16 protein-coding genes and 2 pseudogenes are annotated in these 19,679 nt (G+C 35.3%); 4 read left to right on the top strand and 14 right to left on the bottom strand.

Annotated elements, in window-relative coordinates:
• Positions 1-39 precede the first annotated feature (39 nt).
• From FTU39_RS07045 to FTU39_RS13950, 14 genes and pseudogenes are all read right to left on the bottom strand, one after another.
• A complete protein-coding gene (locus tag FTU39_RS07045) occupies positions 40-918 on the bottom strand; it encodes a hypothetical protein (RefSeq protein ID WP_218953079.1) in 879 nt (292 codons plus the stop codon).
• Positions 919-1,020: 102 nt separating this feature from the next.
• Positions 1,021-1,218, bottom strand: a complete 198-nt coding sequence (locus FTU39_RS07040; RefSeq protein WP_180051923.1) for an AlpA family transcriptional regulator — start codon at positions 1,216-1,218, stop codon at positions 1,021-1,023.
• Between the two features lie 15 nt (positions 1,219-1,233).
• Positions 1,234-2,130 (bottom strand): hydrolase or metal-binding protein, encoded by an 897-nt coding sequence (locus FTU39_RS07035; RefSeq protein ID WP_180051922.1) that lies wholly within the window; start codon positions 2,128-2,130, stop codon positions 1,234-1,236.
• A gap of 184 nt (positions 2,131-2,314) precedes the next feature.
• Complete coding sequence (locus FTU39_RS07030) at positions 2,315-3,355, bottom strand: YqaJ viral recombinase family protein (RefSeq protein ID WP_180051921.1); 1,041 nt, start codon at positions 3,353-3,355, stop codon at positions 2,315-2,317.
• A 156-nt stretch (positions 3,356-3,511) separates the two neighbouring features.
• Positions 3,512-4,555 carry a DUF932 domain-containing protein gene (locus FTU39_RS07025; protein WP_180051920.1) on the bottom strand — a complete coding sequence of 348 codons (1,044 nt, stop codon included), beginning with the start codon at positions 4,553-4,555 and terminating at the stop codon, positions 3,512-3,514.
• A 45-nt stretch (positions 4,556-4,600) separates the two neighbouring features.
• A complete protein-coding gene (locus tag FTU39_RS07020; protein ID WP_180051919.1) occupies positions 4,601-4,888 on the bottom strand; it encodes a hypothetical protein in 288 nt (95 codons plus the stop codon).
• A 158-nt stretch (positions 4,889-5,046) separates the two neighbouring features.
• The gene (locus FTU39_RS07015) at positions 5,047-5,319 is read right to left on the bottom strand and encodes a YkgJ family cysteine cluster protein (RefSeq protein ID WP_180051918.1); all 273 of its coding nucleotides are present in this window, start codon (positions 5,317-5,319) and stop codon (positions 5,047-5,049) included.
• Positions 5,320-5,337: 18 nt separating this feature from the next.
• The gene (locus FTU39_RS07010; RefSeq protein WP_180051917.1) at positions 5,338-6,342 is read right to left on the bottom strand and encodes a hypothetical protein; all 1,005 of its coding nucleotides are present in this window, start codon (positions 6,340-6,342) and stop codon (positions 5,338-5,340) included.
• Between the two features lie 11 nt (positions 6,343-6,353).
• Positions 6,354-7,184: a hypothetical protein gene (locus FTU39_RS07005; protein WP_180051916.1), complete on the bottom strand. Its 831-nt coding sequence runs from the start codon at positions 7,182-7,184 to the stop codon at positions 6,354-6,356.
• Between the two features lie 8 nt (positions 7,185-7,192).
• The gene (locus FTU39_RS07000; protein WP_180051915.1) at positions 7,193-8,707 is read right to left on the bottom strand and encodes a hypothetical protein; all 1,515 of its coding nucleotides are present in this window, start codon (positions 8,705-8,707) and stop codon (positions 7,193-7,195) included.
• A gap of 30 nt (positions 8,708-8,737) precedes the next feature.
• Positions 8,738-9,634 carry a YafY family protein gene (locus tag FTU39_RS06995; protein ID WP_086195886.1) on the bottom strand — a complete coding sequence of 299 codons (897 nt, stop codon included), beginning with the start codon at positions 9,632-9,634 and terminating at the stop codon, positions 8,738-8,740.
• A 741-nt stretch (positions 9,635-10,375) separates the two neighbouring features.
• Complete coding sequence (locus FTU39_RS06990; protein ID WP_180051914.1) at positions 10,376-11,323, bottom strand: inovirus-type Gp2 protein; 948 nt, start codon at positions 11,321-11,323, stop codon at positions 10,376-10,378.
• A gap of 388 nt (positions 11,324-11,711) precedes the next feature.
• On the bottom strand, positions 11,712-12,944 hold the full coding sequence (locus FTU39_RS06985) for a hypothetical protein (RefSeq protein ID WP_180051913.1): 1,233 nt from the start codon (positions 12,942-12,944) through the stop codon (positions 11,712-11,714).
• Positions 12,945-13,235: 291 nt separating this feature from the next.
• Positions 13,236-13,565: pseudogene (locus FTU39_RS13950) on the bottom strand (transposase).
• A gap of 207 nt (positions 13,566-13,772) precedes the next feature.
• Here FTU39_RS13950 and FTU39_RS06980 point away from each other — a divergent pair.
• The 4 genes and pseudogenes from FTU39_RS06980 to FTU39_RS06965 all read left to right on the top strand — a co-directional run.
• The gene (locus FTU39_RS06980) at positions 13,773-16,187 is read left to right on the top strand and encodes an Hsp70 family protein (RefSeq protein WP_180051912.1); all 2,415 of its coding nucleotides are present in this window, start codon (positions 13,773-13,775) and stop codon (positions 16,185-16,187) included.
• 2 nt (positions 16,188-16,189) lie between these two features.
• A complete protein-coding gene (locus FTU39_RS06975) occupies positions 16,190-17,380 on the top strand; it encodes a 3'-5' exonuclease (RefSeq protein WP_180051911.1) in 1,191 nt (396 codons plus the stop codon).
• On the top strand, positions 17,380-19,197 hold the full coding sequence (locus FTU39_RS06970) for a hypothetical protein (RefSeq protein WP_180051910.1): 1,818 nt from the start codon (positions 17,380-17,382) through the stop codon (positions 19,195-19,197). Before FTU39_RS06975 ends, FTU39_RS06970 begins: the two co-directional genes overlap by 1 nt.
• A gap of 277 nt (positions 19,198-19,474) precedes the next feature.
• A pseudogene (locus FTU39_RS06965) lies at positions 19,475-19,627 on the top strand (transposase); the annotation flags it as partial.
• Between the last annotated feature and the right edge of the window lie 52 nt (positions 19,628-19,679).

Below are 19,679 nucleotides of genomic sequence, written 5' to 3'. Positions count from 1 at the left end.
GACTGGCAGTACTTTTATAATCATGAACGACCTCATATGTCAGTAAATGGTTGTCCACCTATTTTTAAACAATAACAAGGCTTTAGATTTTCTACCCATTAATTCAATTAAAAATGGGGGTATTACCTTATCACTTTTATCTTTAACATCTTTTTTATTTACAAACGGCTGAAAGTTAGAACCGTACTTAATGCCATACGGTGGATCAAAATATACCATCTGAACCTTACCTGCCATGCTCTCCTTTTGTAAAAGACTATTCATTACAAGTAAGCTATCACCCGCAATTAAACGGTTTGACCATCCTTTTTCATGCTTATAAAAATCAAGTGCATCTCGTAGTGGTAAATTTTCAAATGGTGCATCAAACAATCCAGGCTGTAATGCTTTTACCTTTCCATTACTTTTTTCTTCTTTACCCATGCGTTTGCGCACAGCAGCCAAAATACTTGCTGGATCGACACGCTCATGGACGTGCAAACTGACAGTATCCACTACAAAGCTTGTATGCTCTGCTTTACCTGCCCAATTTAAATAAGGCGATTGTGCTTTTTTCAGTGCTTCTAATGCCTGCTTCATCTGCTCAGGGTCATTTGAAGCTAAAGCATCATCAATCAGGTTTTCAGTCCATGCACGTTGTGAATCAAATTGTAGCGAGGGATCAATATGAGGATCATATTTCCAACGGGTTTTACCAGCATCAGGGTCTGTAAATGGTGTCACCATCCCTACTTCTGGGTTATTAACTCGTTTGTCTAAGTGACGATAGGAAATGATTTCTGTACCCAATTCTACATTTTTAGTTGGCTGTGGCTTTTTTTCGCTTTTCTTACGCGTTTTTTTTTCACCTTCAGGAAGTGCAGGTTCTACTAACTCAAAGCTATCACTACTCATAAATACCCTTTCTCTTAATTTCAAAAATTTATAATGACTAATCGTAGTCTAACCAAAAACAAAAAAATAAGGGAGCAAAAGCTCCCACTATTATTTTTCTCGACTTTCAAGCTTACTCTCAATCCACTAATGGATTTCCCAAGCTGACCAACCAATACGTGATTCACTTAGTCGTATTGGTTGAGGAAATGTAGGATCATAATATTTTGACTCTTTATTTATGAGTTCGTAGATTTTTGAGCGGCTAATGCTGGTGAACTTCATTACATCTTTAAAAGTAATAATTTGATTCACCTGAAAGGATTGAGCTGTGAGTACATCCATAGCATTTTCTCCTAGTTAATTCAAAGCCTGAACCGATTGCTGTAAAACTTTCTGAATATCCTGAACATGAGTTAAATCATGTATTTGCTGATGTTGCTCAGATTTAGCTTCCTCAGTATAAAACTCCTCAACCAGATCTACACCTTCCTCTGCATTCACTTCAAACTGAGCATTAGCGAAACCCTGCTTTGCAGTTTGATCTAACGCTGTTTGATTAAAACCTGCTTGTTTACTTTGCTGGTCAATCTCTTGCGCCATTTGAATAGCTTGTTGCAGATTAACCCCATCTTTCAATGTTAAATCCACATAGTACACAGGCGTACGATAGCTTTGTGTGGTGGACTTGCCTCGTAGTATAAGTTGCAGTGGTAGGCATGAAAGTAAACCATTCGATGCAGCGTGGTAGTAACTCAGTCGTGCTGCCAAAGTCCGAATGCTGTTAAAGCCAGTGGTTCTAAAAATAAATGTACCGAGTTCATCCGATTCATCTAAGTTCACATGCAAACGCCCATAGGGTTTACAGTTGCCTCCTTGCGCCAATGGGCATAAGTCTGGTGAAGGGCATGGGTGCTGCTCAACACCCTGATTGGTGAGTCGCTGACAGGTTTCACCATTGCCTACACAGACAGGCCGTCCTGTTTGACGGTCAAACAAGGTGTACTCAGCCCTTAGATTCAGCTCAGGATCATTGAAGATCATCCTTACTGGAATGGTACGGAGTTTTTGATTCGGTGCTTTACTGCGTAATTGCTCATCAAGCGGATGTTTGATCCACCCCTCTTTGCTTTGGATTTGACTGGTAATGGTAAATTGGTCGTCCTTTTCAGGCAGTCGCTTACCGTTCTTTTCAACGACTTTACCAATACTGATACGTCCAAGGATCGGTGGTGTGATCGCTAGACCTTTAATCATGATAATTTTCCTCTAAATAAAATTTTACTATTGACCCTTTGTTATGTAAGCAAATACAAAACCGTTTAAAGATCAGATGAAATGCAAAGACCGCCATTGTTGACCTACCGCTCCTTCGGGAGTCGGTAGGTCGGGGGTGGTTTTTTGCGCTTTTTTGAAGACTGGAAATATTGATGTGATGGATTCAGTCATCGGTATAGATCTGAAAACGTCGTGTCCCTGCTTTGTTTTGCGGAAACTGCTCAAGCATTTCTGGGTGAAGTTTGAGTAAGGCTTTGCTGTCTAAACCGATTGAGTCTTTGGATTTCTTCCACGTCACTGAACCAGTGGCAAAGGTTGCTCGTTCAGCATCCTTCATCAACATCTGGATTTGATGCTTAGTTTCATCAAAGTTATTTTGATGCTGCTCAATGTGATGCTTTTCTTGAATCAGTTGAGCAAACAATTGATTGGCTTGTTCGTTATGACTCAAGTCTTCAACAGTCAACGGAATATGTTGTGGATAGAGCTGCTGTATGGCTTTGGCTGCGGACTCACTGGCATCTGCATCAGGTGGCATATCTTTTTCCACACAATCCCAGAAGTAACGTTCCGCATTGATGATATGTTTGATCACGGATTCGGAGCGCGTCACTTTGAAGATTTTGGTTTCATGACCACAAATCAGCACACAAACATGTGCTGCTCGTTTGCCTGTCACTGCCAATTGATGTTGTACCTGACACAAGACATATAAAGGCACGCCATCTCGCCATAACTTTGCTCCATATTCTCCTGCGGTTTTGCATTCTAAAATCTGTACTTCCTCACTACCTACTACCGAGTAATCTAAGTTAGCCAGCATAAAATGCTTATCAGGATCTGGATGCTGAAGCACTGCATTGATTCTGCGTACCTTGTTATTGGTATGCATGCTGTAGTACTCAGCCACCAATGGTTCTAGCTGCTTACCCCAATAGAGTGGTGCATGTCCTGAACTTTCATCTTCAATCGATTGTTTGACTCGCCCTGTCTTGATCATCCAAAGTTCGAGCATCGACATATAGGGATTCAATCCACAGGCTGCTGCACAATCACTACTGCCAATACCTTGTCGTCTGACTTCAAGCCAGTCAGATTGAGTCATATTTTTGGTATTCACCAAGCGTTTCGCTGTAAGCAATTTTGGGGCATTAAAGGGTTTACTGGCTTGTTGAGTAGATGGATTTAAAATTGCTGTATTCATAGCTTGCTTCCTCATTTTTATATGGGTAGTGGCAAATAAAGGGCATAAAAAAACCACACCCGAAGATGTGGTTTAATTTTTTTGAAATGTAAATTTATATTTAAAATATAAGTAGATAGGTCTAACTTTCCATTGAAAGAAAATCATTTTTTTACGCTATGACACCATACGTAAAGCCTGTTCGAGTCCACGTTGCTTGATCGCTGCTCCTGCACCAAACCATGCTGAATCGAGTCGGTGATCTGTACTCATGGCACGTCGTTTATGATCAATAAATTCTGTAATTGAACAGAGTAATCCGTAAGCGGTATCCTTAGACGATGAAAGTGTTGCACCACGCCCCTGACCATTAAACATGTCCATTGCTTTAGTCATCGCCTTGGCATTTGGCTCAGCTTTTTCCTTGGCATTTGCCTGTGCTGCCTGAGTTGCAACATCACGGTAGAACTGAATAATATTTTCTTCCTGATCTGCAATGCTCATTGTGGTGTTATTAAATACCGCATCAAAGTAGGCTGCGGCTTCAGACTGGGTGACTTTACGCTGACTGAGCTGCTTCATTTCATACATGTGTTCATCCCATGCACGAACTGAAATACCCAATTGCTGTTTGACCTTATCTGCATCAAACTTGGTGCTATGCGGAACTTTCACTACACCTGCGCTACTGTTCTGACCACGTAAAGCAATCGCCAAGGTGTTGTTGCAGACAACACGAATGGAAGTGAATTGTGCCGTAGTTGCCAAGGTGCCATCACAAGCGGTTGCCAACAGGATGTAGCCATTACTGACATCCTTGCCTTTAAGTGCAGTAGATTGACCTGTACGTGCCAACGCCCAGAACTTCTTGCCACCTTTAAGCACGCCTGCGGTTTCCAGTTCAAAGCCTGACTGTTCAGTTAGATCACGATAGAACTCTAAGATCTCACGAGGTTGGACTTCCTGAAAACGTTGACTGACCACTGACAAGGGTGCATGAGTATCAGAACGATACAGTACCCGCTGTTCTTCATAAGGCATGATGATGCTTTGCCCACGTTCATTCTGTGCCATATAACTGACATTGGATGACTCGATACGCCAGTCCATGCCTGCCTGCTGTGCCCAGATTTCAATCGGTTGGTTTTGACTTAGTCGATTCCCTAGTCCATGCCAAGGGGTTTCGCCGACATAAGCCATTTGTTCAAGTTGATGTGCCATAGTTTTATTCCTTTTTAAAATCATATTGAAAAATTGGATCTATTTTTAATTCAGATATTGAGTGGGGAACTTTTGGTAGCAGTTATGACAGAAGCACAAGCTTTGCTGCGGAGGTGTGCTTTGCTCTGTAAATGAATTAAACAAACCACCAAGTACAGTTCCTGCAATTCCTCCAACGATGGGAGGCAAATTCAAAGACTTCGCAACAGTTGTACCTAAGGCCCCTAAAGCTGCGGGTGATGCAAGATTTGATAATGTTGAATTTGCTTGTTGTGCATTTGCTTCAACAATCATGATGTCGGCTGAATGACAAAAGGGACAATTCAAGCTCATGACTTGACTCCTAAATTTTGGGCATAAAAAAGCCTGCACGATGGCAGGCTTAATATTCATTTTTCATGTGTACTCTAAAGAGCTTCATGATTCTCATTAGGATGTTATGTATCTGAAATTATTTGGGATCATTAATTTCAGGTACTCTAGAAAAAATATTAATCCAAATTTTCAAGTTGTTTACATGCTATTAAATTCAATTCCACAAATTCATTCCATGTAAATTGCTCTTTTAAATGCTTTTGATAATAAGTATCAATTCGACAAATTTCTGGTCTTCTTTCATAAATACTACATAATTTAGAATCCAGATCATAGTGATGGCAAATACCATCACCACGATCTAAATGCTTTGTTAATTCAGATAAATTTACGTGTCGACAACATGCACCACATTGGGTACATGGGAATGTTTTCAACTCTAAACTCATTTAACAAACTAACTCTTATTACATCTCTCTAAAATCGCCATCTATATAATTTTGCATTTTAATAATATTACTTGATGCATCACCCAATAAATTACCCTCTTGATCTAGTATTGCTGTATCGATAAGAGCTTTTAATACTTGAGCAATTTTATAGTTTTTCATCACAATGTGCTTATTTTCTAGAGTGTAGATTGAATAATCAACCCCTTGTGAATCAATGACATTCTTCAATAATTTTAAATTACGTCTAGCGTGCATTCTAAGTGTACTAATAACTTCTGACGCTTTTTTTGCGACGTCTCGAATACCATCAGTTAAAAGAATAGCTGAATCAATATCAACCTTAAATCGCTCAGCTTCTGCTAAGTTACTCAAAGCATCATTCACTTTACTTTCTGCTTTTGCTCCCATGTACCAGCCAGCAACCAGTAATGCTGGGCCTGCTGCTAATGCACCTAAAGCTAAAGTGCCTCCTGCAACTCCCATTCCACCAGATGCTAATGTACCACCACCTAACCATGCTAAGGTTGCATTTGTTGCAGCAACCCCACTCAAACTACTAATTGCTGTACCAGTACTTGCAGCTGCAAATGCCATTGTTCCATTATATGCACCAAAAGCAGCTAGAGCACCACTGAGAGCACCACCACCAGCCCCTAAACCTGAACTTACTAGAAAAGAAACCTTTTCATCCATTTCCTGTAGTGCTTGTTCACTAAATTCAGATAACTGTAGATTTCCTATTTCTGCATCACCTATATCATCTTTATTTTTAATCTTTTTAAATTCTTCTAAAAAGTTATGTATATTCACCTGTACAGCTTCAACTTTAAGCCGACCTAAATCAGTCAATGTTTTTTGACAATCTTCACGCGACACTTCTAATTCAGACTCAGCAGACCTTACTATACTTTGTGCTGAACTATTCAGATCATTTGCATCCATATTATCTTTAATAGCTTTACCGCTTTTATAAAGTCCAACAGCCCCAAGCCCTAACCCAATAATTAAAGGAACAGCCATCTTATATACTCCTATTCGTTAATCAATTCTTTAGCTTCTTTATCTGCGGTAATAAGACGTTGAATTATTTCTACAAACTCTTCGATATAAGCCAAATCAATTTTCAGACAAATACAACAATAATGAATCAATTGCATTTCTTGAGCTGATACTTGCCCTTTCCCTAAAGTAAAATTCAGTAACTCAAATAAAATTAATTTTTTGTCTTTTACCGTCATTTCATCTAAATAAACATTTTTCGTTGCAGTAAAAAATAATATTGCATTTTTTAATATTTCATTCTTAATATCTTCAAATGTAATCATTACATTTTGAATTTTTTCTGGATTAATATCCATCAAGTCAACACCTGATGAAATTAACTCGTGTATAACTCTTTGCTTAGTTTCTTTATCATCGCCATATTTTTTTAGCACTTCCTGCACAGCCAATTTTAGAATACGTCCTAAAGCTGGGAAATAGCCACTTTCCAAGCACTCTTCCAAACCATCAAATCCATAATGACCACCATACACATGTGACACACATTCATCATGAAAATCATATTTTTCACTATCTTTCTCTAGAATATTCTGTAAAAAATATGCATGATTAGTATAATCACTTGAAGAAAAATATTCATTTTTCATACATAAAGCGAAGTCTAGTTCCTTTGCATATTCCTTTAATTTTTTTAATTCATAATCAGTTATACAATCAGCATATGGTTGAACAAAGCTATCTAGACTGTCACTAATTTCTTCTGCTGTTGGTATAAAACCCTTATCAGCCATAGCAAGAAGGCAGCCATATTCTAAGAAAATAGCCTTTGCCGCTTTGTGTTCAAATTCATGTAAAAACATTTTTTTTCCTAAAGTTTAAAAGGTTCATCGGATAACATCATTTGATCAAACTCATCAAAACTATTGATGCTTAATTCTTTACCCAATGATTGAGCAAATTTATTCATGCCAACACAAAAGTCATCAGCAGAAATATCTGGATTATCTAAAACTGCAAACATTGCTCGACTGTCTTGGTCAAGTTGAGAAAGTTTTTCAGCAAAAATTTTATTTATTTTTTTTTGATAGGCATAAGATAACTCTTTTGCTGCCTTACATTTCATTTCTGTAATCGCACGTTGTTCAGCAGATACCTTAGCCTCTTTTAATACATCAAAAAAACTTTGATAAAAGGTATTTGTCAGGGCATAACCAATCATGCCACCAATTAATCCACCCAAAACAGGTACTGGTATTGCTAGCTGTCCAATCATTGTAAACATTGATGCAGATAAAGTTCCTGTGACTGTCAAATGCATTTCTTGTAATAGCTCTCTACCATCTATTTCACCATTAGCATATCGACGAATAGATTTTTCTGTTGCCAAACAAGTTGTCACTATCGTTGCTGGCAATCCTGTTGCTGATAATGATCGTAATGTTGAAGAAGCAGATTGCTGCATATATGTCTTCGCTGCTGTTCCAACAAAAGCTGTTCCATAACCAATACCAGCCGCTGTGAAAGTATCTTGTGCGACATCTATTGCAGCATCACTAAAATCTTTTTTATCTGAATAAACAGCGATTAGATTACTTATTAGAGAAATACTTCCACCAATGACGGCTCCTAGTTTTGCTCCTTCACATCCAGCTTGATGACTAACTCCTGTAATATCTAGAATAGTTTCCCATTCAGGATTTAATCTATACTTAATCGCCTGATCAGTGGTCAGACCAGAATCAGTAATTTTCTCTTCAAGCTTTTTATAGTTTTTAATATTTTCACGATATTTGGTGGCTAGCTCACTTTTACCCTGCTTTTCTAAAGCGATAACTTGCTTATCGAACTTCTCTACTTGAGTACGACAATAAGCTTTCATTTGTTCAACTTGTTCTGTTGGAACCTCTAACTTATCTACAGCCATATACCGTGAATAGTCACCTTTTCCACCACCAGAACCAGCAGCAATTTTATCAACCAAACTTTCACTATTGGTGACAAACTTCATTTGTGATGTAACTTCTTGATCATCAAATAATTCTACAATATCAACAACATTATGATTCTTCCCATAATGCGCTAAGTCTTCACTACGAGTAAAATGAGAATTACTTTTATTAATTATTGATTTGGCATTTCTACGAGAAACACTGGCAATCTCAGCAGAAAATCCAGCTTGTTGCTTAATATTTTGATCTGCATGGTCTACATTAATTTTATAAGACTTTATATCTCGTAAACTTCTATCAAACTCTTTTCCAGTTTGATAATCTATGCCTCTTAGACCCTTTAGAAATTCTGCTCCAGCAGAGCCATAACGCGAAGTCGTTTCAAACAATGCTCCAGTAATAGCATAATCTTGTAAATCTATTGTTTCTTTCATTTCCCCAATCCACCATTTATAAATTTTATCTTATTGATACAAATATTTTTTTAATTGAGATTCCAACTCTTGCTGTAAATCTTCAGGATTAACAATTTTAATATGGGGAAGCCAATAACGAACCAAAGGTAAAAGTTGAGTCTTATGAGTGATACGACTAGATAACAATAATCCCCCATCATCCAATCTTTTAATAACTAGCTGTTCGGGTAGCAACTGTCTTTGTTGAAAATGGAAAGCAATTTCATGATCAATGGATAAAACCACTTCAAATTTATCAACTCCAAACCAAATACTTTCTTCCTTCTTTAATTGCTCCAAAATTTTAATATCTGGTTTAAAACTAGAAAGCTCTAGGCTTTGGAATGATTCAAGATGGGCTATACGATAGGCTTTCAAGTTACCATTATGTACCGCTGCTAAATACCAAGAGCCATGATGATGTACTAAACGATAAGGTTCAACCAATCTGGTTTCACCCTTATATACAAAACTAATCCGACCATTTTCTTGAATAGACTTACCAATACTTTTGAATAAGTCTTTAAATTTTGTAACATCTTCAAAAGAATATCCCTTAGCACTGTAAATCTCATTTGCACGGCGATCTAAAAGCTCACGTAAAAAAGCTATATCCAAAGATGGGTATAAATGACTAATTCCTGAAAGTTGAGCAAAACTACGGATATCATTCGGAGTAATCTTCCCCAAATAATTTGAATCCAAATAATACTTTTTAGTCCCTTCATCTTGGAGTAAAGGTAAATAAGTATTTAAACGGTCAAAATCTCTAGAAATAGTTCTGCTACTTACTCCAAATTCTGATGCCAACTCTTTAGCATTTAACTGATACCCCATGTTCAACTTAGTTAAGATGTTAGCTAAACGATCTGCTAGACGCTCATGAGTCGACTCATCTTGCCGCATAAATTAACCTTTAATTATTCAATCAAGTATACAATCTGTCGTTCTTAAATATCGTGTAAATATAACACAAATAAAAAAACTAACATATTGATTAATTTAAATCTTTTTTAACCGTTCTAGATAACGCTCTAAATTCAGTATTGCTAAATAAGTTCGCTTCAACTCAGACAACTTTATCGTTCCAAAGGCTTTGTTGCATAAATACCTAAGACTATGATTTTGTTTAATTTATTTCTGAATTAAAATTCAAACAAATCCCTAAAAATCAGTATCTTGAAGAATGTTTATGCAACAAAGTCCGTTCCAAATACAAATAATTTAAATATACGCTTTAAGGCACCAATTTTATGATGACTAGTAAATGGCTTTAAATACATTTTCATAATTTTTACCTTCACTATTTTTAATCCATTTTTAATTAACACATAAGCCTATTAAGAACTTGTGTAAATATAAAAAGTCAAAGTGACAGGTCGTGTCATAAGCTATATTTTTTAAGATAAGAATTAAGAATTTATCGTAAACGCTATATTACGGATCTTCACAGAAAAATGCTGATAATGATCAACTATAGCTCTACGGTATCGTATTTATTGAAATACCGTGGTGATCAAGTGCTTGAAGCTGAATTGATTACAGATCAGGGGAGCTTCATTATTACATTTTAAGGCTGTAGAAATTTTAGAACAGCTTCAACAATGAGAGCACTGCATGATTCAGATGCTCTCCTTTTTTGTGAAATTATTCCAGTCCTCTGCGGTTTTTCGAATCAACCACTCCTCTGCCAAAGCTACGCATATAGGCTAGATCTTTTACTCGGGGATGTTGTTGCTCTTTTTCAGCATTCACCAAATAAGGGACAACGTAATTCAGAAAATTATAAACTTGATCAGGATTTTTACTATGAATCATACCAATCCCTAATGTCCCCATCGCTTCATAGATGGCTTTATAGTCGGAATGGTTACAGTTAAAAATATAACCATATCCGTGTGTAATCTGCTTCCAGCACTCACCTACCCACTGCCCCATTTCAAAACCACATTGATGCATATTTCCATCGTACATAAGCAAAATATGGCAATGGTAGCCTTTGCTTATGCCATGCTCTAATGCCCATGCATAACCATGTAAACCACTAAAGCAAGTATCTTGATCGGCTATACGCCGTAGCAATGTTTCTAGCGCTTTATTGAACACTTGGATGTTGTATAAGGCTTGATATTCTTTCTTGATAGATAAATCCACTCGAACCACCAGTGTTCTCGCATAATGATGAATGAGTGTGGATGTATAATCAAAAAGGCTATGCTGATTCTCTAATTCACGTTGTTGAAAATCAATCAGTTGCTGTTTTACACAGCCTGATAATGATTGGATATAAGTCAGAATATGCCAGACTGTCATATCATCAAAACAGACTATACAATCATGGTCTGCCTGCGGCATTAGACGGAGTGTGTGATCAACGATGTTCACAACCTCAATGAATATCTGCACTGTATTGCAATAGAAAAAATTAGCGTTATAGATTGGCTTAAATGACTGAACTAATTTTTGTAGGTCTATCATCAGGTTTTGATGATATAAATCATAACTACCTAAGCAAACTTCTTGAATGAAATGGTCTACTGCTGCCAATACTTCTGCTTCATGGTAAAGCTGATCATATTGAATATTCTGGTACATTTAGGTTCTCACTGAAACATAAGGTTCATATGTAAGTGAGGAATATATTTTTTTACTGATCTTGATTCTAAAGCAGGATGTTGTGATCATCCTGCTTAGCTGAATATGCTCATAGACTTTGGAACATACTATAGGGTTAGTTCTGAATATTTTAATACTGTGTTATTGATACATAGTCTATAGCCCATTTGAGTATGGGCTATACTGTGCTAAGTGTCTCAACCAACTAGATAAGATATTGTTTATGTTTAATATATTATTTATATATTACTTATAGTTAATAATATATATTACCTGTTAAGCACTCTACACTGTAGTTTCGATAAGTTCATTCATCTACATAACGCTCATCGCCAATCTATCGGATTTTGCTTAGGCTAAAGTTACACTAATTTTTATTTTTTGGCAGGCTTCCTCTGAACACCCTGTACATTCTTTTCCCCTTAAGACGTAACACTTGATCCACTTCAGACTGTTCCTCAGAAATCATCTTAATGGATTTCAGGTATAGCTGAAGCTCGAATGGGCAGTAAAAAAATTCAGATAGTACGATGTAAGCAACAGCATGTTCACAAATCAGCCTTTTCATATTCTGATTATTCTTGCCGACTGCTAAAAAATGGGAGATAAGTTTTTTATGTGACCATGCAACTGGCAGCTCAACCGCTTCAAATCTTATCGCATCTGTGCCTGTAAATTGATATTTTTTTTCTTCTCTAATTTTATCGAAATAAACGTTTTCCCAGTAATAGCAGATATCTTCAATCCATTCTTCTGCTTCAATGCCAATATCTGGCACAATAAACATCATTCTGAAGCATAATTTATTGTCTTCTGCTAAATCCCAGAACCCCAAATACCCTGAAATCTGAGCAAGTTGCCTGTAGCCCCTCATTGCGTTCATAAAGTCTTTTTTTAGATTAATGAAGCTATCATCGTATAATTTTTGCTGTCCATGCATCAGAAACTCAATGGTAAAAATAAAACTTCTAGCACTCAGATTCATCACATTATTAAAATATTGGCAATATTCATGAAATTTTTTGACAGCCTTATTTTCTTCATTTTTTCGCTTTATAAATTCCTCATGGTTTCTGAACTTTTCAAGAAATTCATCCATATAAGCAATATTTTCGACACTCATGTCACTAAACACATCAGGGAAGAAATTCGCAGGCAAAACGTTAAATTGTGTAGGCTTGCTCCTTTCATTCAGAGTGGGACTTAATTGTTCATGCAACCTCACTAATTTCTCATTTTTAATATGTAAATCGAGAACCTCGTAATACAGCTCCACCCGTGATGTCGACTCAAATAAATTGACTTTATATTCCGCATTATCAATATGCATCCTACGGGTATTCTTCAGACCAAGATCATTACTAAGAAATTTAAAAGGATAAAACTTATAAGCAGAAACTGGAAAATAGAACTTATTCCATGTGATTAAAAAATAATGTCCTTTCATCTTATCTAGTGATCTTATAAACAGTATCAATTCCAATAAAATTCCCAGATTCAACTCATCCCTGTGTTTCAGAAAACCGCTGCGATTCAGGTCGATGCCAAGGTTGTGAAAAATATTTTTAATTATTTTGTCACTGAAATAAACTAAAGACATTACTACACCTGCATTTCAACTATTTTTATAGATCAAATTTGTAGATCATATTACCAAAATTATTAGCTTATTATCCAATCTTTGTAAGGCTTGTGATTCATATAATTCAGCCAAATTTTCATTATAGTTAAATTTCGGCTGAGGGCCACGGTTTCACCTTGGTGAACTTTAGCCCAGTGAAATTTGCCCTGTTCCAGCCGTCGGGCTGAGTAGACAACCAGATTTCATCGATACGGATCATGTTGCAAGTGCCTTGAGTAATTCTGCTAAAGCAGATATTTCTGATACTTGCTATTTCAAGCCAATTTCTGCTTTTGAGTGGGATAAAGTAATTTGAACCGTTAATATGTCAGTAGGAGTAGGATCTAATGGTCCAGAACAGGATAAGGCAATAAATGCAGGTTTATTCGGTAGTGGGGAACGATCATCCCCTGGCTTAGCATCAATTAAGCGAATCCATTTGGATACAAGATTTGTATTCAATCCATGTTGCAAAGCGACTGAAGCAATTGAAACGTCCGGCGCTTTTCAAGCCTGAACGATCTGGTGTTTAAATTGAGCACTGTATGTTCTTCGTTTTTTCGTAAGAGATGCGATGGATGTCTGGTTATTTGTAGTCATAAATTTTAATCCCCACTTGTTTTTAAGTGGGGACTAAATTAAGGCTTATAGGACGAATTCATAAGGTGTGTTTAGCGAACGCTTAGATTCAAACAAGTGGGACCACCTCTCTACTGATTAGATATGACTTCTCGCTATCTTTTCTTTATTGAATTAATTCACTATTAAAAACATAATTAGCTAATTACTTGAATATTTGGAAACAAAATGTCTACTGAACGTTCAACACCTGGCAATTGGATCATAGCTGATAACTTCAATGACCAACACCTACCAAGTAGACCTAATAACTTTTACATAGGTATCGACTTTGGCACTTCAACTACTGTAGTTAGCCAAGTTCTTATAAATGAGAATAATACTACGGTAAAAGTCATTCCATTAGGACAACCAGATGAATTTGGAGCCACAATTCGTCATCACTTAATTAATACAGTCATTGCTTGGAAAAATAAAACATTGATATGGGGTCAAGATGCTTATCGATTAAAACCCTTATTAACAGAAGGAAGAAATCTTTTCTCATCTTTCAAAATGCGCTTAGGGTTAGCTATTGGCCCAACCTATCCATCAACCGTATTATCTAAAAGTAAAGATTTACCTTATACAATTGAAACCGCTGAAGATGCAACTAAGGCATTCTTTAACAAAGTCATCTCAAGTTTGAAAGATGAAATAGGCAATTCAAATCTTCAGTATTATAAGTTTGCCTTTTCTGTACCTGCTTCTTTTGAAGCCAATCAAAGACGTAGCTTATTTCAAAGCTTAGAAGCCAATGGAATTCTCTCAGAGCAATGTTGTCTAATAGACGAGCCTAATGCTGCATTCTTAAGTTTTATTTATGATTGTGCAAAAAATCATACTTCTCATACATTTCTGACCAAGTTAAAGTCTAAACCATCCAATATCCTTGTGTATGATTTTGGTGCTGGAACCTGCGACATCACAATTTTAGAAGTAGATGCTCGAAATAACCAATTTACCTCTAAGAACCTTGCAATATCAAAGTTTACTGCTCTAGGTGGAGATGATATTGATAGAGCAATTGCTAAGCATATTTTGCTACCTCAATTATTAAGAGAAAATCCTAATTTCAATCCAAACTCACGTGATATCGAAGAAAAAGTAATTCCAATTCTTCAAGCAACGGCAGAACAATTAAAAATCGCAGTATGTAAATGGGCAAATCACCATCAAATTTATTCTTATGATAGTTTAAAGAATTATTTTGAAGAGAAAATTACTCTTCAATCTCTAGAAGGTATTAAGATCAAAGAATATAAACTTAATTTAACAAAACCAAGTATAACAATTCATGAATTCAAAACAGTAATGGAGGATTTTGTAGGGCCTTACGATGGGTTACATACACCTATGCACTTGGTATCACCTATCGAAGATGCGCTTAATAAAGCCAATATAGAACGTGAAGAAATAGATGGTGTTTTATTTATTGGAGGAAGTTGCCTAAATCCATTAGTGCAAACTTGTGTAATGAACTATATGAATGAGTTTTCAGATGAGGTTGAAGCAATTTTTCCTAAAGATGTCAGAGCTCATGTATCACTAGGAGCAGCTATTCATTCCTTTAGTTACCATGGTTTAGGAATTGACTTTATTAAACCTATCGTTTCAGAATCTATCTTCATTGTAACTACTAATCAAGTATTGGAAACTGTTATACCTGCTTCAACAGAGGTACCAATACCTCAACCCTTCCATAAACAGCTCATTGTTACACGAGAATATCAGGATGTAATTGATCTACCGATTTGTGTAGGAAGCACCAATAAATTATTAGGAATATTAACAATAGAAGCAGAAGAAGACTACTTCAAGCAAGGCTCATTAATTGATGTCTACGCCACTATTAATCATGAAAAACTATTGAATATTGAAGCTATTGTCGATGGTAAAAGTGCAGAAATCTCTATATTAAATCCTTTAGCAAATAACTCTTTAACTAAAGTGGAAGAGTCCATGCTACGAGCTAAGCAAAAATTCAATCAAGCTCTGCTTGATTATAATGGCCGACCTCCTGTTCATATTGCCGAGGAATATGCAGACGCTTGCTCTAAGGCAGGTGCATATGAATTAGCTGCTGACCTCTATATTGCTATAGAACGTTTAGACCCAGACTCGGATCATGCGACAAATATTTGTTATAACTATGATCGTGCAGGTAAAACAAAAAAATCAAAAGAATGGGCAGAAATTGCCTATAAAAGAAACCCTAGTGCAATTAATGCATACAATTTATCATGTGAATATTATGGTGAAGAAAAAGAAAAATATTTACGTCTTGCCTTGGAACACGATCCAGACTATACATCCGCTTTGCTAACCTTGGGTAAAATTTTAAAAGTTCGTGGAGATTCTGAAGGAGATGTGTTGTTACAAAGTGCACTTATTCAATTACAAGATGACTTGTATAGCAGCACACCTACTATTAGGAAGTGTGAGGACCTCATCCAAGTCTGTAATACACTAGAAGGTTATGAGGAGCTCAAATCTTCTGCAACTGACATTAAGAAAAGAATTATTACTACAAATAAAGAGTTATATTCTTTAGAAAATTTAGTATCTAGCCTAAAACCAAATTTAGGCATGAAAGAGAGTTAATTATGGCTTGGTGGATTAAAAAATCTAATTTGAGCGAAGAGCAGAATCAGACTATTCGCTCAATTAAAAACAATCTAAACCATGTTCATTGGGTTAGTGGTGTTGCTGGAACTGGAAAAACCACTGTGCTAGCAGCACTAACTCAAGAATTACGAAATGATTATCCTGATGCTACTTTCCACTATTTAACATACACACATGCTCTTAAAGATTTAGCAATCAGCTCTTTTAAAGAAGAAAATGTGACTGGTGTACACTTTCTTACTCATACAAAGTTTTTACATGATAAATCATCAACTGATTTTGTGTTCCTTGATGAAGTACAAGATATTTCTGTTGATGATTTAAATACCATAAAAGGGTTAACCAAGCATTTAATTATCGCTGGTGATTGTGCACAAACAATCTACGAACAATCTGCAACAGAACCTGAGATTAAAAAATCTGTAGAACCTGTGCAACATATGTTAATCATCATACATAGATTAACTGAGTTCCTAGCCAAAATTGCCTCTAGTATCCTACCGAGTAAGGAATTACTTGGTGCAAAACCAGGTAATAGTTTAGCGAATACAACTGCTAGGCTTATAAAATTTGAGAATGCTATACAAGAATGCATATGGACAATTGAGGAGTCGTTATCTAGAGCTAGACCCAATAAACCATCTTGCATACTATTGACCCATCATGTTTGTATAACATTCTTTATTAAAAATGCTCTTAAAAATTTTGATTTGGAGAAAGTTATAGATTCTTCACACTATGAAAATAATAGTAAAGAATCACCAAATCAAAAATTCAATTATGGATTAATTAATAACTTATTTGAAAGGCATAATATTAATATTCGATACCTAGGTAATAATCATGGTGATCTGTCAGAAGTGCCAAACAAACCTATGGTTTACCTCATGACTTATCATAGCTCTAAAGGCTTAGATTTCGAAAATGTTTTTATTCCTCAACTTAACTCAAATAAGCAAATTGTTTATAAAGACGTATTGTCGAAAAAACCTGAGAATTCTGATCTCGATAAAAGACTGCTATTCGTAGCTGTGACTAGAAGCCGAAGCAACTTATTCATGACATATTGCACAAATGAACCACATCCTTTAGTAGCAACTCTACCTAACATTAGCCAAACCAAATACGAACCAAATCAAAAAGATGATGAAAACGAGGACTTCTTCTAATGAATAAAAATTACAACATCGTTCTTAGTTTTAAAGAATGGAATAATTGGATCGATCAAGGTTATTTACGGGTTAATCTCGCAAGAATTCAGCCCTATGTGGGTAGTAAGCAAAGCTTTTATCAATTAATGAATTCTTCTGCAGATATATCACACCTCGATGATAATGAATATATTATTGCCTCTTTATCCAAAAAATATTCCGAATATCTTTTTCAATCTGAAGAAACTTTATCGAATTATATAAGTTATGAAGCAGTCCAAGATTTCTATGCCTTGACAGAACGTGGAAAAAAAGCTTTACAATATAGTGCCAGTAATTTACAAGTTACTTTAAAAACTGATCCACGATTAGAAGAGTTTTGGGAGGTTTACCGTTTAGATCAAAAAAATATTTTAGAACATGAAAAAGCTTTAAACTTTTGTATCTTATTTTTCGAAAATAAATTTTGCAAAGAACATTTATCAAATATCATTGAGAATAAGGCTACTCTTGATTTATTTAATCCTGAAATTTATTTAAAATTAAGTGTTAATGACCTAGATGAGGAAGAGGATAATCAGCTTAAAGAAAATTTCAAAAAACTCAACGACTATAAACTAACCAAAGCTTTTAGTGGTGTTTTTACTCGCTTTATTTTCAATTTAGAAATAAAAGATAAAGCTATTGTAAAAAAATATCAAGAAATATCAAAAATTGATAGTTGCAATGCTAATAAATATTATAATCATATACTACTGAAAGAAATGACTGTAGATCAGTTAACTTCCTCTTTACTAGATGATCAAATTCTGTATGAAAAACTACTCACAGAAAATCTACTTTTCACCATAAATAGAAATGACCTGCCATTATTAGCTCTTACTATCTACTTCCATTATGACATGCTAATCAAAGCAGAGTACCCTATTAATTTTAAATCTCTGAAATATGATATCGATCGTTTAAATTATTTCTATAACTTATCTGATGACTCTGAATTCAAAAAAATACCTCTTATATTAATTTATAAAATTGGTAAGATTTTACCTTCATCAATTGTAAATACCATTTATTATTATCAAAATAAAGCTCACTCTGCTTTTTTACCAACCAATCCTGCTGAATTAGAAAAATTTTTACCATCGTCAAATGAAATGAATTCGTCTACTCATTTAGCTCAACATAAAGAACAAATTGATAGAATTTGGAATAATTTATTGCAAAAATGGAAGGAAGCGGAAAAATCTCAACCTACTGTAAATATTAACTCTGCTCCACTACATGATGGTTTTACTACTGACAACTTAACGAACGTAGCCAATATGAATTCTCCTGATAAAGAGAATGATTACTACAAAGAAGATTCACATCAACAAGACTTACTAGATACATCAGAATATACGGATCATCTGAACCCATCTTGGCCGTCTAAAAGTGATTCAGATATCACTGCTGTAGAAAACTCAGAAGATAAATTTTCATTACAAAACTGTATTAATGATGAAGATCAGAATTCAATATCGAAAATAAATATTTATACTGATTTTCATGACATTAACAATCCTATTGAAGATAATCAGATTAAGGAAAAAAACAATTGTAATTTTGATACCGAATACCCTAATTTCATTGAGGATTTAAAATCATGTTTATCAGCAGATCCCTCAATTAAAAAAATATCTGAACTCGAAAGTAAACTTATAGACCTGAGACCTTCTAATAAATTAAATGAAAACCAATTAAAGGATATTTTAATTCATTTCGGGATTTTAGATAAAAATATTAAAAGGGTTACAATCAATGGAATTAAGAGTAAATTATTCAACCAAAAATAAATTATACAGCTCCTTACACCACAACACCAAAATAGTGTTGTGGTATATCCTTGTTTTAAAAAGTTGCACTTACTACCTTCCTATAAATTTTTAAGGATTATGAAAATAATTCTTTAATCTTTCAAAAAGCTATTCATAAGATTATTTTCATATTCATCAAAATCGGTATATTTAGATAAATAGGTTCTATGATATGGGCCTAGGATTTTAGGCCACGCCTATAAATGATAATCTACTCCCCAATAAGCATGGGAAATGCTTGTTTTTGGAGTCAACCATGACACGAAGAAAACGTCGCAATCATTCAGCAGAGTTTAAAGTTAAAATTGCTCTCGTAGCAATTAAAGGCGACCATACACTCGCTGAACTTTCTACTCAATTCGATTTACATCAAAACCAAATAATTGATTGGAAAAATCAATTGCTTGAGTAATCAGTATGAATTTTATGATCAATATTTACTAAAAATAATGGCAGCAAAA

Source organism: Acinetobacter sp. YH12099 (assembly GCF_013419195.1).
In the GTDB taxonomy this organism is placed as follows: Bacteria; Pseudomonadota; Gammaproteobacteria; order Pseudomonadales; family Moraxellaceae; genus Acinetobacter; species Acinetobacter towneri.
This window is presented reverse-complemented; position numbering and strand designations above follow the sequence as displayed.

What these genes read in the sequence shown, in the direction of transcription:
- FTU39_RS07040 (WP_180051923.1), bottom strand. Translation starts at nt 1,218, where the DNA reads ATGGATGTACTCACAGCTCAATCCTTTCAGGTGAATCAAATTATTACT.
- FTU39_RS07035 (WP_180051922.1), bottom strand. Translation starts at nt 2,130, where the DNA reads ATGATTAAAGGTCTAGCGATCACACCACCGATCCTTGGACGTATCAGT.
- FTU39_RS07030 (WP_180051921.1), bottom strand. Translation starts at nt 3,355, where the DNA reads ATGAATACAGCAATTTTAAATCCATCTACTCAACAAGCCAGTAAACCC.
- FTU39_RS07025 (WP_180051920.1), bottom strand. Translation starts at nt 4,555, where the DNA reads ATGGCACATCAACTTGAACAAATGGCTTATGTCGGCGAAACCCCTTGG.
- FTU39_RS07020 (WP_180051919.1), bottom strand. Translation starts at nt 4,888, where the DNA reads ATGAGCTTGAATTGTCCCTTTTGTCATTCAGCCGACATCATGATTGTT.
- FTU39_RS07015 (WP_180051918.1), bottom strand. Translation starts at nt 5,319, where the DNA reads ATGAGTTTAGAGTTGAAAACATTCCCATGTACCCAATGTGGTGCATGT.
- FTU39_RS07010 (WP_180051917.1), bottom strand. Translation starts at nt 6,342, where the DNA reads ATGGCTGTTCCTTTAATTATTGGGTTAGGGCTTGGGGCTGTTGGACTT.
- FTU39_RS07005 (WP_180051916.1), bottom strand. Translation starts at nt 7,184, where the DNA reads ATGTTTTTACATGAATTTGAACACAAAGCGGCAAAGGCTATTTTCTTA.
- FTU39_RS07000 (WP_180051915.1), bottom strand. Translation starts at nt 8,707, where the DNA reads ATGAAAGAAACAATAGATTTACAAGATTATGCTATTACTGGAGCATTG.
- FTU39_RS06995 (WP_086195886.1), bottom strand. Translation starts at nt 9,634, where the DNA reads ATGCGGCAAGATGAGTCGACTCATGAGCGTCTAGCAGATCGTTTAGCT.
- FTU39_RS06990 (WP_180051914.1), bottom strand. Translation starts at nt 11,323, where the DNA reads ATGTACCAGAATATTCAATATGATCAGCTTTACCATGAAGCAGAAGTA.
- FTU39_RS06985 (WP_180051913.1), bottom strand. Translation starts at nt 12,944, where the DNA reads ATGTCTTTAGTTTATTTCAGTGACAAAATAATTAAAAATATTTTTCAC.
- FTU39_RS06980 (WP_180051912.1), top strand. Translation starts at nt 13,773, where the DNA reads ATGTCTACTGAACGTTCAACACCTGGCAATTGGATCATAGCTGATAAC.
- FTU39_RS06975 (WP_180051911.1), top strand. Translation starts at nt 16,190, where the DNA reads ATGGCTTGGTGGATTAAAAAATCTAATTTGAGCGAAGAGCAGAATCAG.
- FTU39_RS06970 (WP_180051910.1), top strand. Translation starts at nt 17,380, where the DNA reads ATGAATAAAAATTACAACATCGTTCTTAGTTTTAAAGAATGGAATAAT.